Origin of the sequence: Xenorhabdus entomophaga, from assembly GCF_037996725.1 — a bacterium.
GTDB classification, from domain to species: domain Bacteria; phylum Pseudomonadota; class Gammaproteobacteria; order Enterobacterales; family Enterobacteriaceae; genus Xenorhabdus; species Xenorhabdus khoisanae.
Map to the genome: position 1 here is coordinate 1 of NZ_JBBMXH010000524.1, position 223 is coordinate 223.

The 223-nt window shown below is 54.3% G+C and carries 1 protein-coding gene; it reads left to right on the top strand.

Translation table 11 applies throughout. The features are described 5' to 3' along the window. A partial coding sequence (locus AAC854_RS23915; RefSeq protein ID WP_479715138.1) for a single stranded DNA-binding domain-containing protein occupies nucleotides 1–223 on the top strand: 223 nt, incomplete at both ends.

The following is a 223-nucleotide window of genomic DNA, read 5'->3' on the forward strand; positions in this document are numbered from 1 at the left end:
ATCGCTATTCAACGGAAGTGGTGGTGAGTGTCAATGGCACGATGCAGATGCTGGGAAGTCGTGGGGATGCAAAACAGGCGGCTGCTCAGCAGATGGGGCATAAGCCAGCACCAAAACAACCGCCTTCTCAACCCGCCAATAAGGAAAGAAAGGCGACTCCGGCAGTACAATCTGCTGCGTTACCGGAAGAGGAGGAAATGGACTGGGCTGATGAGATCCCGTT